The following is a 15,108-nucleotide window of genomic DNA, read 5'->3' on the forward strand; positions in this document are numbered from 1 at the left end:
GCGATGGCACGCCCGTCGCGGAGCTGCGTCGAGGAGGTGCTCGGAAATGGTGCTTTTCCTGTTGCTGATCATCGCGGCGATCATCCTTGGTCTGATCGGCGCGGTTGCCCATGGTCTGTTCTACCTTTTGATCATCGGCATCGTCGTCCTCGTGCTCGACTTCGTCTACATCGTCGCGAGAGGGCGCCACAGGCGTCAAAGTCTGCTCCGCTGAGGGACCGCCCACCGCCCGCGACAGCACAGTGCCTGGTTCGCTACCGAATGCGCACCGTTGCGCCCCGGAAGTGGACGCGACATGAGGATCCCAGCCTCAAGGTTTCGGCGGCTCACGAGCGGTAAGCGACCTGGCGGAACGCCGCAACCAGCCCGTACGGTGGCTCCCCGATGAGTTTCGCCCCTCGGTGATCGGCGCCCTTGTGGATCGGGGCCTCCTCCCCACTGGCCCCGAGGCGGGCCGACGGGAGGAATCCGCCGCGATAGGACAGGGAATTGGCGACCCGGCGAGTCCACCCGATGACCGTCAGGAACGGGCAGGTCAACGTGCGTCGTTGACGATGAGACCGGGTCAGCAGCCCTGCCACATCCTTACCCGCCCTCCGCGCCAAGGCCCACTTCGGCAACGGCCGCCCGCGCCGCACCGGCCTCGCACCCGAGAACGCGGAATCCCCACAGGGGCTGAGGACGCCCTTGCCCCCAGACCCTCGGTCCGGAACCGGAGAAGCCGATCGAGTCATCGCCGGCGCTTTCCGGATATCCGGACAGGTCCCAGATGTGCTGCCCTCACCAGCTGTCCGAACTGATCCGGAATCGACAGCGTCCGGCATGGCAGTCGGCCTCTTGCTCGGGCAGTACCAGCGGTGGGCTCACACTGCCCTTCGATCAGGGCCCTCCCGCAGTCGACGGGAGGGCTCAGGGGCACGTTTACATCGGTGCCCGGGTGGGGCGTCACTGTCAGTTCGCTTGCGGTTACCCCAAAATCACTATGACGCCGTTGCCGCCGTAGCCATAGCCGGGTCCGTATCCATAGCCGTAACCGGGTCCGTACCCGAATCCGTAGCCGCCGTAGCCGCCGTAGCCGCAACCGTAGCCCCAGCAACCGCCGTGGGCGACGACGGACTGCTGCGTGGTCTTGACGGTCTGCTGTGGCGCGGCGGCGGCCGCGCCGACTCCGATCAGCGCGAGGATGGGTGCCGCGAGGGCGGCCGCGGCAACCCGGCGGGCGGTGATGCTGTTGATGATCATGATCGATCCCAAAGGTGGCGGTCCCGCCGCGGCAGGCGGGTCAGTGTTCGGCGGGACCGCGTCTGAGGCCCGCCTGACCGCTTGCATGGCCCCGCACAGCCAGGCGGGCAACTTCGTCCTACGGGCTCCGCTCCGCACGGGCGGGGGTCAAGAGGTTCCAGCCGATTCCTGAGCAACCTCTCGGGACCGGCGGGAAGGTGTGGCCCAGCACATCCGTGCTGGTGAAGCGGTGGCCCTGGCCGCAGGTGCACTCGTATATTCCGCTGACGGGGACTTTCTCCCCAGGACGGTGCATGCGGCTTGTCTCGTCCATCGTGACCTCCTCGTCGATCGGGGCCCAGCGTGGAGAGAGGCCCCGATCTACAAGGGCACCAACCGCCGAGGGGAAGCCCCCTCGGGGAGCCACCGCCACCCCCGCGACGGAGGACGGTGGCTCCGCTCCTTCGCCTTGCCTTGTCGACGAGACTGAAACCCGAAAGGCGAAACTTGTGCCCTCAGCCGCTCGCGTGGAGGGCCGGCGCCGAGGCCGAGGAACCGGCCGAGCCGGTGCAGGCGTGCGACTGACGGCTGCACGGGAAGCCAGCAATCCGAGCCGCTGGCGATCGCCGAGAACTCAGCGACGCCGTTCTCGGTCTGAGCGCCCTTCGCGCGGTTCTGACCTCCATCGTCGCCTTCTGGCCTTCGGTCAGACTCCTGGCGCCCTCGGTCTCAAGGGCTGCGGTGCTCACCGCACATCCGACCCACCGTCCTGCTCGGTGACGCCGAAGCCTTTGAGTCGTTGGAACCACTCCGCAGTGCCCGATGCGCGCGCTCCGGCCATGACTTCTTCCGACTTCCGGCACAAGCAGATTGATCACGGCATCGAGATGCCCCATAGGCGATCACCACACATCGGGGCCGCCACCGCGCCAGTCGAAGAAGTCGGGATCGAGGACGCTGACGTCGTCGGGGTCGAGGCCAGTGCGGCGTAGGAACTCCAACAGGTCTGCCATGCGGTACGCGGTGCCCAGGATCGCGTTGTCGACGCGCACGACGCGGCCGCCGGTGTCCCCCGGTGGCATCACGACTATGCGGTGCTCCATCCCGTCAGGATGCCCCTGGGGCGGTTGAGCGCAGTGTGGAGGTGCGGCCCCGTCCCAAGCGGAACGGGACAGCCCCCCAGGACGAGGCGCCACGGGCGCGGCCCCGCCCGCATCCTCTCGGCTCTGGACGAGCGGGGCCGCTCGGTCCGCCTGGTCGTGCGGGGCGAAGCTGCGGCCGGGCGGGCTCGTCGGCCGCGGTCCCGACAGCGAGCCGCTGGTGGCGGAGGTGCATCCACTCGCCTGGCTGAGCGCCGTCGTCATCGCGGAGGCCGGGACAGACGTGACGCGCAAACACGACGGCTGGGGCACCTTGCGCCGAGCGACACCGCCTGCCGTACACGAGGGATCATGACATTGCCTTCCGACACCTCGCTCCACGTGCACTTCATCGGCAACTGCCACCACGGACAGAAGGCGATCATCCCTACGGGCCGGGCCGCCCTTCACCGTCGAGGGCTGACGCCAGCAGGCTCCGGCAACGCTACGGCGGCCCACGAACGCACGGCACCGCGGCCCTTCCCGACCGGTCAGGCGACCGGCTTCGAAATCAAACGGCGGTACCACCGGGGCAGAAGAGGCCGCCGTGCACGTAGTGCCGGAGGAGGACGCCGGTAACGAAGACGCGCGACCGTCCGGTCCCCACGAGCCGACGCCCGCTGTCAGCGCCCGGCCATTTTGACTGTGAAGTGTTCCTCCCTCGGGCCCGCGCCTTCAGCTCCGACAGCATCCACACCACGACGTGATCCTGCTCGCGCCACGCTCATGACCGAGTGAGGTCTTCACCTTGCCTTGCCTGTAGTCAGATGTCTGCTCCGGCCCTTGTGGAGCGGCCGGAGGTTTGAGGACCGTGCCAGTCCAGGCACATCACGCAGGCGTCGTCCTCCAACTGTGGTCCGCAGGCATCGGTTACTGCAGAGGTGCAGGTGCGTACGACTTCACGAGGGTGCTCTTTGGTGGTTTCGCGGAGGATGGCCGGCAGGTCCACGGCCTGCGCTGCGCGTTCTTGCATGCCGTCGGTGTAGAGCAGGAGTCGGTCGCCGGCCTGCAGGTCCAGGTTCTGCACTCTGAACGGCATAGGTGAGGGGACGCCGAAGGGCAGGTCGACATTCAGTCGTGCTTCATCCGCCGCGCCGTCGCGCAGGAGGAGCGGCCAGGGATGCCCGGCATTGATCAGTTGAAAGCTGGTTCCGTCCAGGGCTACGCGGATCAGTTGGCCGGTGGCGAGGGTCCCCGGGGCGTGGTCGAGGAGTGCCTGGTGCGTGCGTCGGGCTTGTTCCGCGAGATCGCAGCCGGCACGTCGGGCCCCGCGGGAGGCGTTGACCAGGAGGGTGGCCAGCAGCGCGGATTCCACATTGTGGCCCATGGCGTCGGTGATGGACAGGTGGAGGGTCTCGCGGTCGAGGGAGTAGTCGTAGGTGTCCCCGGCGATAAAGTTCGCGGGCACCAGTGCTGCGGCAAGGATGAACTGGGCTGCCTCGCAACATGAGGCGGTGGGCAGTAGTTGACGCTGGATTTCGGCGGCCAGGCTCACTTGCGTGGTGCGCTGCCCCCATTGGTAGAGGTCTGTGAAGCGGCGGTCGGTGACGATGATGTACGCGAGGGCGTGCGCCGTCTCCTGAACCTGGCGCAGCATCTCCTCCGTGGGGCGCGGCACGGTCAGCTCCAGCACCCCGATGGAGTCGCCGCGGTTGGTCACCGGCGCGAGCACCCGGTACCACTGGGCGCCATCGGGTTCATACACCAGCCGCTGGGTACGCAGTGCCTCGTCATAAGGACTGCCTGCCAGTGGAACGTGTTCGACCTGGCGGCTGCCTTGCCACGCGGCGTGCTCGGTTACCCGCACCAACCGCTGCCGGATGACGTCCACGAAGAGGAAGGCCACATACCGTGCGTCGAACCGGTCACGAAGGTGGCGTGCGACCACGTCGACCGACTCCACCGGCGCGGCGTCCTCTGCCGCGTTGAGCACCTCCGCCAGCTGCATCGGATCAGGCTCCACGAGGGCCTCCCTCAAGCTGTCGGCACCGCCGGAGACCCGTCAAGCGCCACCGTTTCGTGCCCAGGATCAAGATGCCCATTGCGGCCGCGGGCGATGTGGGCTCACCCCAGGGTTCTACTGTCTCGCCGCGCTGACGAAGCGGCAATCCATGCGGCAGCTTGCGACCGGGCCGCGCGAACTGCACCTCCTTGGAAGCGGCACGCTGCAGGCCGCACCGAGGCCGACGCGTGCGCTGAGATTTCGGACGAAGCCGAACGCGCCCGCCGACCGCTGCGAGCCGATGGCCCGACTCAGCGTTCCATGATCTCCTCGGCCAAGCCTCAGCTCATGCTGCAAGTGCGCTTCCACGCGACCTTTTCCGCGCCGCTGCAGGCGAGCGGGGGGCGTCCACCTCTTCGTGTAGCCCCCCATGGAGCTCTGGCCTGCTTGGTGCCCTGACCGCTGCCTGAGGTCGGGGGCCATGGGCAAGGGAACGGCCCGCGTCCGCGGCAAAGCGGCGCGGGCCGTCGTGGTTTCGGTCACTCGACGGATGAGGCGGGCCCTGGGGCGGCGGCCCCGTCTCTCTTCCCGGACGGGGCGCCGCCCAGGAAGAGAGGAAGACATCCCCCCATGCTGGGGGCGGTCTCTCGCCCGAATTCGGAATTCCGCGCCAGGGAAGCCTTGTGTGCCCGGCTTCGCCGGCCTCGGTCTGCCCGAGCCCGCGCCGCGTGCGTCAGCGGACGACGTCGAAGACGTTCTTCTGCAGGCCGTTCTCGTAGACCGCGTGCTCGACGAGCTTCAGCTTCTGCGTGTCCTTGTCCGCCCCACTGAACAGGCGCTTGCCCGCACCGAGCAGCAGCGGGAAGACCAGCAGGTGGTAGCGGTCGATCAGGCCGGCGTCCGAGAGGCTCTGGTTCAGGGACGCGCTGCCGTGGACGATGATCGGGCCGCCCTCGGTCCGCTTCAGAGCAGCGACCTCGTTCAGCGAGCGCAGGATCGTGGTCTCGCCCCAGTTCGTGACCAGGTCGCCCTCGGCAAGAACGGTCGAGACGACGTACTTCGGCATCGCCTTGTAGGCGGCGAACTCCACCATGTCCGGCCACACCGGGCTGAACGCCTCGTAGCTGACCCGGCCCATCAGGATCGCTGCCGCCTCGCTCTGCTCGCGCCCCTTGATCTCGTATGCCTCCGGGACGAACTCGATGTCCTTGAAGGTCCATCCGGAGTTCCGGTAGCCGGATTCGCCACCCGGGGCCTCCATGACGCCGTCGAGGGAAATGAAAGCGGTGCTGATCAGGGTGCGCATCACGGCTCCTCGGTCTCTCGTGTCGGTTCTTCGATCGCTTGGTGCCCACGCGACCACCCGCAGGCGGCAGTTCGCGGCTGGCGCGTGTACCCAGGATCCATCCGACAAAAAAATTTGTCAAGGAGATTCGAGTTGTCGGTGTGCGCCGCCACGCGGTTGCTGTGGAGGACACGTCCAGGCGAGTGGGCGCAGCGAGCAGCCGGATCAGGCGGCCCTCGATGACGCCGAGCCCGGCTGGGTCGATGGGCAGGCTCGCGTGGCCGGCGGGCCCCTTTCACCACCGCGTGAAGAATCTCCCTGCCGACGAGACCGGGTCGAGAGTGTCCCCGCCCAGGCCTTCTGGATGCCGACGCTTGCGGCAGAGCGGTCGCGGTCACCGGCCGCGGGTCGATTCCGCTGGCACGCTCACGGACCAGCCGCGCCATCGCGCGGCTTCGAGGTCCCGCTGCAGGGGTTTGCAATGGCACACGCGCCACCCGACCGACCGTGCACATCCCGTACCGGTGCAGGGTCGCGGCCACCGCCCAGGTCGGGCCGCCTCCCACCAGCAACGGCAGGCCGTCCCCAACAGCGCTTGTGCGAATCCGTAGAGCCTCACACGGGGTGCGAGCCCAGTACCGTACGGCGCCGGCAGCTCCCGGTAGGTGGCTTCCGGGACGCGGCGGCCGATTACCCGCGACCGGGTCGAGCCGGCCTGCCACTGCGAGCGCGGCCTCGTGCGCCTGGCCGCGGGCTTGCCGAAGCCGATGCGGACGCGCAGATGGTGCGGGACATCAGGATGCAGGACCACTCGGCGACGTCGAGTGTGCCCGCGACGGCGCAGGGGGCGCGGCGCGTTGCCAGGAAGGACAATCGATGCTTGGCAAGTACCGGCCAGAATGGTGACGTCCGCGGAATGTGCAACAGCATGCTCAGTCGCACATAGCTGCACAGCGGGAATTCCGCAGCCTCCGCGCCACACATCTACGGATGTCCTGCACACTCGCCCGCCAGGCCGCCCGGGACCGCGGCAGGACCTTACGGTGGCAGCGTAAGGGGTCCCCGGTGTCGCACCCCGCGCAGCCTCCAGGGGGCCCAATGCCTCCTGGCCCTTCGCGAGGACATCGTGATCCAAGCATTCTGCACCGACAGAAAACCGCCCGCCGAGCGGGCCGAGTACTGGACGGACGCCGTAGGCAAGGCCTTCATCCGGCTGGAGGTCCACACACAGGCGGAAACCAAAATCCACGGCACCATACGCCAGGCATGCGTCGCGGGCGTCCAGGTCGGGTCCCTCGAGGCCAGCCCGCAACGGATGGTGCGAACCGCGCCGCTCATCGCCGCGGACGGCGACGACTCGCTGGTCGTCAGCCTCCAAAGGACCGGGTACGGCATCGCCACCCAAGACGGCCGGGAAACCCCGGTCGCGGCCGGCCAACTCGTCATCCTCGACACCCGCAGGCCCTACGTCCTGGACTTCACCTGCCCCGTACGACAACACGTCGCCACAGTCCCCCGCCAGCTGGTGGAACTCCCCGACTCGGCGTTGCGTCTGGCCACCGGCCGGACCTACTCCCCCGGCCACGGAATCAGCGGAATCCTCGCCTCGTACGTCAACGGACTCGTCACGATCACGGACCGCTGCATCCGCGCACCGGACCACTGCAACTTCGCACCGGCCTCCACGGAATTCCTCAGGCAAGGGATCGTCGATGTGCTGACGGCTCTGATCGCCCTGGAGGGAAGCGCCGGGGAACAGGCCGCGGTGGAGCAGGCCCTCCTGCAGCGCCTCCGTGCGTACATCCGCGCCCACCTGGACGAGCCCACCCTCGCCCCGGCGACAGTCGCGGCGGCCCACCACATCTCCGTCCGCTACCTGTACCAGCTCTTCCAGGACGAGCCCATGACCGTCGGCCGCTGGATCAAGCGCCTCCGGCTCGAGGCCTGCCGCAGGGATCTCCTCCGCCCCGAACTCGCGGGGCAGACGGTGGCTGCCATCGCGCACCGCTGGGGCTTCGCCAGCCACGCCCACTTCAGCCGCGCCTTCCGTACGGTCTACGGCCTCTCCCCCGCGCAATGGCGGCAGGCCGGCGTCCCGCAGGCTGCACCCCTGCCGGCCACCGGCCCCCTTCCCCAGCGACCTGACAAGTGACCCGGGGTCGCCTCAGCTCCCGGCCCATGCCGGCGCTGAAGACCGAGCGCCGCCCCGATCGCGGCTACCGCCGGGATCGGGGCGGCTGTGCACCTGCCGGCCACCGCCGTCAAGGAACGCCGGGACCTGTCACCGGCGACGGCGTCCCGGCCGGCACCGCCTGCCGTCCCCTGCGCGCCGGACGGCCCGGCCTCACTTCAGATGCCGGTCCAGGAAACGGCACCCGTCCTCGAGCTCGAACCACGGGGTGCCGATGTGCCCACCCGGATTGGCGTGCAGCGTCTTCTCCTTGCTGCCGAAGGCGTCGAACAGGTCCAGGGCCCGTTGCCGGGGGTTCCCTTGGTCGTCCCACTGCAGCAGGAACAGCAGCGGAATGGAGACCTGCCGGGCTTCCTCGCGCTGGGCACGAGGCACGTACCCTCCGGCGAAGAGGCCCGCGGCCGCGATGCGCGGCTCGACCACCGCCAGCCGGATGCCGAGGGCGGCCCACCCCCCGGAGTACCCGACGGGGCCGCCGATCCCGGGCAGTTCGAGGAGGGCGTCCAAAGTGGCCTGCCATTCCGGAACCGCGTTCTCGACCAGCGGGCCGATGAAGGACTCGAAGATCTCGTCGACCGGCTCACCGGCCTGCATCGCCCGCCGGAGGTCGGCACGGGCCTGCTCGTCGGCGGCCGAACGGGGACGGTCGCCGCAGCCGGCGGCGTCGATGGTGGCCACCGCGTAACCGCGCGCCGCGGTGTAGCGGGCCCGGGCCACCAGACGGGGATCCGCCTTGGGAAGGCCGTTGTTGTGCGCCATCAGAACCAGCGGGAGCGGTGCGGCGGATTCGGGCGTCCACAGGGTGCCGGGGGTCTCGCCGAGGGTGAACTCGCGCTCGAGGACACCGTCGTCGAGACGCTGTGCGGAAGTGAAGTGCATGGTCGAGCCTTTCGGGAGTGCTCTTGAACGGCGCTCCCGGACGACCTACCGCCCGACCGTGACCCCGGAGAGGAGCACCCATGTCGAAACTGCGTTCACGGGTACCACCTCCTCGTTCACTCGCACGGCCTCGGGGAGGCTAGCAACGGTCGCCGTCGTCCGCCAACGGGTTTCTGCGGGCTCCGTGGCGCGACCCGGCGCTGGAGCGGGTGCGGTTGCTCCTCCCCGGCCTGCCGGGAGGAGCAACCGCACCCGCGGGGTCAGGGCCGTCCGGCCGTCACGTCGACAGGAGCGATGTATGCCATCGGGTGGCGCCTGCCGGTCAGCATCGCGTCGAACCGCTTGTCGCCGGTGGGACACCGCCGGAAGAAGGCGTCGATGTAGGCGGCCCCGACCTGGCGTTGGCCGGCCTCGGTGAGTTGGGCCTCGGTGAGTTGGGCCTCGTGGGCGGACCCACCTGGCTCGGTGCACTGGCCCGGGCGATCGTCGTCGTGGCCGGCGTCGTCCCATGCGGCGACCTGTCGACTGCCCGGTGACCATTGCGTGGTGCAGTAGTTGTGGTTCGCGCCGTGTATCTCGATCCGGTGGAACCGGGCGGTGCTCTTGGCGGTCGCGTCGGCGGCGTGGAGAGGGCTTCCCTGCCGACCTGGCCGTCGCAGGTCCCCCGGATAACGAAACGGCCTCTGGGCCGCCCGCCAGCACCACAGCGCTCTGTGAGAAGCCCGCAGCCTGTCCCCGAGCCGGCCAGGGCCGTGTCGCTCGCCCGAACGATCTATGCCTTTCCCGGGGCGTCCAGGGTCTGCCCGTCGCGCACGGATTCGCCCGACCACGGTCGGGCGCCGGCCGGTGCTCCGGTCGCCAGTCGTGCCGCCGGCGGGAGCGGTGCCTGGTGCGGGCGGGCTTCGAGCGCCTGGATCGCCAGTCCCGCGAATCGTCGCGAGGCCATGACCTGCGTGTCGGTCGATCGAGTGTGGATGCCCTTGTTGGCCATGAGAACGAGGATGAGGTCGTCCAGGACGAAGTCGGAGCGCAGGCGCCCCGCGTCCTTGGCTCTCCGGGCCAGTCCGGCGACCGCCTTCAGCGTGTACTCACGTCCCGCGACGTCGGGCGCTCCCGGGAAGGCCGACAGGAAGGCCTCGGTGAAGCCCCGATCGCGTGCGTGCAGCTCACAGATCTTCTCGACCACCAGGCACAGGCCGCGCCACGGATCGGGGTCAGCGCACCCCTCGTCGACGATGGCGCGGCATGCGTGCAGCTGGTCGGCGAAGGCCTCGGCGACCAGCGTCTGCTTGGTGGGGAAGCGACGGTACAAGGTGGCCGGTCCCACCCCGGCTCGGCGCGCGATCTCCCGCATCGGCACCTCCAGGCCGTCGGCCGAGAACAGCGCTCGGGCCGTGTCGAGGATGCGGTCGCGGTTGTCCTTCGCGTCGGAACGCAGCTTCTGAGGCAGACGATCGACCATGCTCTCACTTTACCCAAGTGGACGGGGGTGTCCGGTTACCGTCCACAGCCTAGGAACTCGCCGGGATCATCAGGCGGTCGGTGGCGAGCACGCGGCAGGGATCGTGCTGAGCGGTCCGGGAATGTGGAGACGACATTGAAGGCAATCGCGATCAAGACGTTCGGCGGTCCTGAAGGCCTGGCTGTTGTCGACCTGCCGGTGCCCGCGCCTGCCGCCGGGCAGGTGCTGGTCGCCACCGAGGCGGTGGGCGTCGGTGGCGTCGACACGCTGATCCGGAGCGGGGCCCTGTCCGCCTACGGCTTCAAGGAGGGCTTCGTCCCGGGCAGCGAGGTGGCCGGCACCGTGACGGCGGTGGGCGACGGCGTAGACACGTCGTGGATCGGCCGCCGGGTGTGGGCCTTCACCGGCACCGGAGGCGGCTACGTCGAGCAGGCCCTCGTACCGCTCGGGCAGATCCTTCCCCTGCCCGGCAGCCTGTCCCCCGTCGACGCGGTGACGCTGGGCAGTGCCGGGGCGGTCGCGCACTTCGGGCTTCGTCACGCCCGGTTCACTGCCGGGGAGACGGTCCTGGTGCGCGGCGCGAGCGGCAGCATCGGGATCATGGCGGTGCAGCTCGCGGCGCGGCGCGGCGCCGCCGCGGTGGCGGTCACGACATCGTCGGCCCGGCGCGGCGAGCGGCTGCGCCGCCTCGGCGCGACCCACGTGCTGGACCGCTCCGGCGCCGGAGGGGAAGACGCTCCGGCCGGCTACGACGTCGTCATCGACGTCGTCGCCGGAAAGGACATGCCGTCGTTCTTCGACAGGCTCGGCCCGAACGGCCGCATGGTGGCCGTGGGCGCCGTCGGGGGCCAACCGCCCGCGGACTTCGGCACGAAGATCATGGCGTCGTTCCGGAAGTCGGTGTCCTTCGCCACTTTCAGCACCGCCACCGTCCCCCCGGCCGACCTGCGTGCCGTGCGCGGCGAGCAGTTCGCCGCGGCCGGTCGCGGCGAGATCGAGACGGTGGTGCATGAGGTCCTGCCGCTGGACGCAGCCGTGCTGGCGCACCGGAAGATGGCCGCGGGTGAGGTCTTCGGCAGGATCGTGCTCACGCCGTAGCCGAAGGTGGTCACTCCGGGAGTGTCACGATCCCCCGACCGTCGAGGCGAGGGAGTCCGAGCGCGGCCTGGGCCCCGGCTTCTGTCGTGCGCGTGGCGGATCACCATGAGGGAGCGTCCTGGCACAAAGCATTACTCAATGCAACAATTTCTCTCGAAGGGATGTTGTCGCCTGCCGCCCGGGGAACCGCAGACGGAGGTTGTCGCCACGTCCCGCTCCCGGTGGGGAGGTGTACTGCGTGCATCCGGTCCGACCGAGCAGGAGCTTTGTCCTCCTGCTTCTCAGCGTGGTGCTGATCTCGGTCCTGAGACTGGCACTTGCGGCCGCCGACGTGCACATCATGGGCCTAGCCGAGTACGCCGTCCTGATTCCGGTCGTGGCCAGTGCGCTGCTGCCGGTGCGGCAGACCGTGATCGTCGGCCTGTTCAACCTGGCCGCCGCCATCGCGCTCTACGGAGTCCTCCTTCAGGACATGGGGCGCGCCAACCAGATCACTATCATCACGGCACTGGCGGTGGCCCTGGGCATCAGCGCGGCCGTCTGCAGGATCCGTGTCGCCGGCGAGACGCGCTTCCGGCGGCTCGTGATCGCTCGCGAGCGGCTCGCGCTGCTCAGTGAGGCCAGCAGCCGTGTCGGAAGCACTCTCGACGCGACCCGAACCACCGAGGAACTGGCCGAGGTCGCCGTGCACCGCTTCGCCGACCACGCCTACGTGGACCTCTTCGACAGCGTCCTCCAAGGCGACGAACCCGTCCTGCGGCCCGGCACGGGTGACCTCACCCTGCGCCGTACCGCGGTGGCGGGACCGTCCGCGGCTTCGGAGGCGGTGCAGCCCGGCGATCCCGTCGTCTACCGGCCGGGCGCGGAACCGACCGCCGGGCTGTTCACGGGCGAACCCGGAATGCTGGAGATCACCGACCCCGGCGCCTCCCCGCCCGCCGATGAAGGCGACGCCGGCACGAGCGGGGTACGCTCCGCGCTGGCGATCCCCCTTCGCGCCCGGGGAGTGACCCTGGGCGCGGCACTCTTCACACGCTTCCCGGGCAGGGATCCCTTCGACGCCGACGACCTGCTCCTGGCACAGGAGATCGGCGACCGGGCCGCGGTGTGCGTGGACAACGCCCGCCACTACACCCGTGAGCACAACACCTCCCTGACGCTGCAGCGCAGCCTCCTGCCGCCGAGCGCACCGCGGCAGCCGGCGGTGGCCGCGGCCACGCGCTACCTCCCCGCGGGCCCGTACGCGGGGGTGGGAGGCGACTGGTACGACGTCATCCCCCTGTCGGGGGCCCGGGTCGCCCTGGTCGTGGGCGACGTGGTCGGCCACGGCGTTCGCGCCTCGGCCACCATGGGCCGGCTGCGCGCCGCCGTACGTACGCTCGCCGACATCGACCTGCCGCCGGACGAACTGCTCACCCACCTCGACGACGTCGTCACCCGGCACCGGGACTTCGGTGACCCCCAGGACGTGTGCCGTGACGTCGGGCCGGCGGTCGGCGAGATCGTCGCGACCTGCCTGTACATGATCTACGACCCGGTCACACGCCTCTGCACGGCCGCCCGGGCCGGCCACCCGCCGCCCGCCGTCATGCGACCCGGATCGGACGTCGAGTACCTCGACATCCCCGCCGGCCCTCCCCTGGGCGTGGGAGGACTCCCCTTCGAGGCGGCGGAGCTGGAACTGCCCAAGGGCACACGGCTCGCCCTGTACACCGACGGCCTCATCGAATCCCCGGGACGCAGCCTCGACGAGGGACTCAAGCACCTGCGGACGGCGCTGTCCGATCCCATTCCCGCGCTGGAGGACATGTGCGACCACGTCCTGCACACGGTGGTCGGCCAGGGGGCCCGGGACGACGTGGCCCTCGTCATCGCCCGCACGCAGGAACTCGACGGCACCCATGCCGTCGCGTGGGACCTCACGGAGGACCTCGCGGAGGTCGGCCGGGCCCGTGACCTCGCCGCCTCCCGGCTGGAAGGCTGGGAACTCGGGGAGCTGGCGTTCACCACGGAGCTGGTCATCAGCGAGCTGGTCACCAACGCCATCCGCTACGGCTCGGGTCCGGTACAACTGCGGCTCATCCGTGAGGACACCTTGATCTGCGAGGTGTCCGACGCCAGTAACACCGCTCCCCACCTGCGGCGAGCCCGGGTGTTCGACGAGGGCGGCCGCGGGCTGTTCATCGTGGCGCAGCTCGCCGAGCGCTGGGGCACCAGGCAACGGCCCGACGGCAAGACGATCTGGGCCGAGCTCGCCCTCCCGGACGCGCACCCGCAGGCGATCCGGTGACGTCCGGTGCGGGCGGGAGGTGGTCCGCGGACGGCGGTGCAGCCGCCGCGGTCGCACCGCCGGGAGCCCCGGCCGGCGGGCGCTCCCGCCAGGTCAGGGCGCGGGCTCCGCAGCCGGTCTCACCGCCCGGCACCCCCGACCGACAGCCCGAGGACACATGAACGAACTGCTCACCGCGGCGATCGAAGCCCACGGCGGAAGCGCACGCTGGCGTGATCTGACCCGGGCGCGAGCCACCCTTGTCAGCGGAGGGCGCCTGTTCGCCGTCAAGGGCCTGCCGCAGGATCCCGAGCCGCGCGAGATGACCGTCCTGCTGCACGAGGAGCGTGCGTCAGTCCGGCCCTTCGGCGCCCCCGACCAGAGGACCGACTTCAGCCCCGGGCGGGTGAGCATCGACAAGGCCGACGGACGCGTGGTCGCCGCTCGCGAGAACCCCCGGTCCTCCTTCGCCGGCCACACCCTGGAGACCCCCTGGGACCCGCTGGACCGGGCCTACTTCAACGGCTACGCACTGTGGACCTACCTCACCACGCCGTTCCTGCTGGCCATGCCCGGCTTCACCGTCACCGGTATCGACCCGTGGCAGGAGGGGAACGAACCGTGGCAGGGGCTGCGCGCCACCTTCCCGCCCGGGATCGCCAGCCACAGCACGCACCAGGACTTCTACTTCGGCCCCGATCATCTGCTCCGCCGACACGACTACCGCGTCGACGTCGCGGGCGGACTCGCCGCCGCGCAGTACGTGTACGACTACGTGGAGGCGGACGGCATCACCCTTCCCACCAAGCGCCGCGCGTACAGCCTCGACGCCACCGGTCACCCCGTCCCGGACGACGTCATGGTCTCGATCGACCTCAGCGACATCCGCTTCAGCTGACGCCCGACGGGCCGCCCGCGAGCAGCGCGGCCGTCGGGCGTCCCGGGGCCGGGATCCCCGCCGATGCCGACGGATGCGCGCCGGCGCGCGGACAGGCCGGGTGGATCTCCGGAGAGAGCCCCTCGCAAGGTCCCTCTACGTCGCCTTACGGGGTGAGCGCTACGTAGACGGATCCCTCGGTGGCGGACCACGAGAAGCCCTGGTGGACCGTGCGAGCGCCGTCGGTCAGCATCCGGGCGGCCATGGCGGTGACCGACTCGGCAAGGCCCGGGGTGTTGTCCGGCGCCCACTCCCGAGCGCGGTCGGCGAACATGTAGAGGGTCTGCAGCGCCGCGTCGACGTCGTGCACCTGCTGGCCCGCGTAGGCGACGGGCTTGATCTCCCAGCACATCCGCATGGCATCGCTCCTCCGGAAGGAAGCGGCTACAGCGCCAGGATGCGGGGCGAAGGCCCGGCCCGCATGCCGGTGAGGCGGCCTGGCTGCGAGAAGGGTGCCCTGAGAACGCGCATCGCTCCTGTGACTGCGGATGCGCGTACGGCACTCGGGAACGGGCAGCTCTGCGACCCGGGGGAGGCTGCGCACATGCGCCGTCCCCACGGCGCCCCCCGGCATTGGGGCCTCGGACGCCGGTGCCGGTCGGCGCCTGCGTTCGGACGCGGCACCTGGGCGTCCGTGGTCTCCGTGCACGCGCCGACCTCACGCCGAAGAGCCCTCGCCGGTGGT

At 70.1% G+C, this 15,108-nt stretch carries 13 protein-coding genes; 6 read left to right on the forward strand and 7 right to left on the reverse strand.

Features of this window, described 5'->3' with window-relative positions:
• Positions 1-46 precede the first annotated feature (46 nt).
• The gene (locus PV342_RS09300; RefSeq protein ID WP_018562898.1) at positions 47-214 is read left to right on the forward strand and encodes a hypothetical protein; all 168 of its coding nucleotides are present in this window, start codon (positions 47-49) and stop codon (positions 212-214) included.
• 752 nt (positions 215-966) lie between these two features.
• On the opposite strand, the gene PV342_RS09305 is transcribed toward PV342_RS09300, so the two are convergent.
• Both PV342_RS09305 and PV342_RS09310 read right to left on the reverse strand, forming a co-directional pair.
• Entirely contained in the window at positions 967-1,242 is a 276-nt protein-coding gene (locus PV342_RS09305; RefSeq protein ID WP_500316529.1) for a hypothetical protein, read from the reverse strand.
• An 881-nt stretch (positions 1,243-2,123) separates the two neighbouring features.
• Positions 2,124-2,324, reverse strand: a complete 201-nt coding sequence (locus tag PV342_RS09310; RefSeq protein ID WP_037732964.1) for a hypothetical protein — start codon at positions 2,322-2,324, stop codon at positions 2,124-2,126.
• 169 nt (positions 2,325-2,493) lie between these two features.
• On the opposite strand from PV342_RS09310, the gene PV342_RS09315 reads away from it, so the two are divergent.
• Positions 2,494-2,676 carry a DUF6098 family protein gene (locus PV342_RS09315; RefSeq protein WP_500316710.1) on the forward strand — a complete coding sequence of 61 codons (183 nt, stop codon included), beginning with the start codon at positions 2,494-2,496 and terminating at the stop codon, positions 2,674-2,676.
• Positions 2,677-3,123: 447 nt separating this feature from the next.
• On the opposite strand, the gene PV342_RS09320 is transcribed toward PV342_RS09315, so the two are convergent.
• Both PV342_RS09320 and PV342_RS09325 read right to left on the reverse strand, forming a co-directional pair.
• On the reverse strand, positions 3,124-4,323 hold the full coding sequence (locus tag PV342_RS09320) for a PP2C family protein-serine/threonine phosphatase (RefSeq protein ID WP_500316531.1): 1,200 nt from the start codon (positions 4,321-4,323) through the stop codon (positions 3,124-3,126).
• A 712-nt stretch (positions 4,324-5,035) separates the two neighbouring features.
• Positions 5,036-5,608, reverse strand: coding sequence for a dihydrofolate reductase family protein (locus PV342_RS09325; protein WP_386997853.1), 573 nt, complete (start codon positions 5,606-5,608; stop codon positions 5,036-5,038).
• A 1,105-nt stretch (positions 5,609-6,713) separates the two neighbouring features.
• On the opposite strand from PV342_RS09325, the gene PV342_RS09330 reads away from it, so the two are divergent.
• Positions 6,714-7,739: a helix-turn-helix domain-containing protein gene (locus PV342_RS09330; RefSeq protein WP_400808789.1), complete on the forward strand. Its 1,026-nt coding sequence runs from the start codon at positions 6,714-6,716 to the stop codon at positions 7,737-7,739.
• Between the two features lie 192 nt (positions 7,740-7,931).
• Here the strand turns inward: PV342_RS09330 and PV342_RS09335 are convergent, their stop codons facing one another.
• Together PV342_RS09335 and PV342_RS09340 are read right to left on the reverse strand one after the other, a co-directional pair.
• Positions 7,932-8,657, reverse strand: coding sequence for a dienelactone hydrolase family protein (locus PV342_RS09335; protein WP_500316532.1), 726 nt, complete (start codon positions 8,655-8,657; stop codon positions 7,932-7,934).
• Positions 8,658-9,429: 772 nt separating this feature from the next.
• Positions 9,430-10,119, reverse strand: coding sequence for a TetR/AcrR family transcriptional regulator (locus tag PV342_RS09340; protein WP_500316534.1), 690 nt, complete (start codon positions 10,117-10,119; stop codon positions 9,430-9,432).
• 135 nt (positions 10,120-10,254) lie between these two features.
• On the opposite strand from PV342_RS09340, the gene PV342_RS09345 reads away from it, so the two are divergent.
• From PV342_RS09345 to PV342_RS09355, 3 genes are all read left to right on the forward strand, one after another.
• Entirely contained in the window at positions 10,255-11,217 is a 963-nt protein-coding gene (locus tag PV342_RS09345; protein ID WP_500316535.1) for a zinc-binding dehydrogenase, read from the forward strand.
• Positions 11,218-11,503: 286 nt separating this feature from the next.
• A complete protein-coding gene (locus PV342_RS09350) occupies positions 11,504-13,507 on the forward strand; it encodes an ATP-binding SpoIIE family protein phosphatase (protein WP_500316536.1) in 2,004 nt (667 codons plus the stop codon).
• Positions 13,508-13,664: 157 nt separating this feature from the next.
• Positions 13,665-14,384 (forward strand): hypothetical protein, encoded by a 720-nt coding sequence (locus PV342_RS09355; protein WP_400808781.1) that lies wholly within the window; start codon positions 13,665-13,667, stop codon positions 14,382-14,384.
• Positions 14,385-14,529: 145 nt separating this feature from the next.
• On the opposite strand, the gene PV342_RS09360 is transcribed toward PV342_RS09355, so the two are convergent.
• On the reverse strand, positions 14,530-14,781 hold the full coding sequence (locus tag PV342_RS09360) for a hypothetical protein (RefSeq protein WP_400808779.1): 252 nt from the start codon (positions 14,779-14,781) through the stop codon (positions 14,530-14,532).
• Positions 14,782-15,108: the final 327 nt, after the last annotated feature.

It is taken from the genome of Streptomyces sp. PA03-3a, from assembly GCF_033792735.1.
Lineage (GTDB): Bacteria > Actinomycetota > Actinomycetes > Streptomycetales > Streptomycetaceae > Actinacidiphila.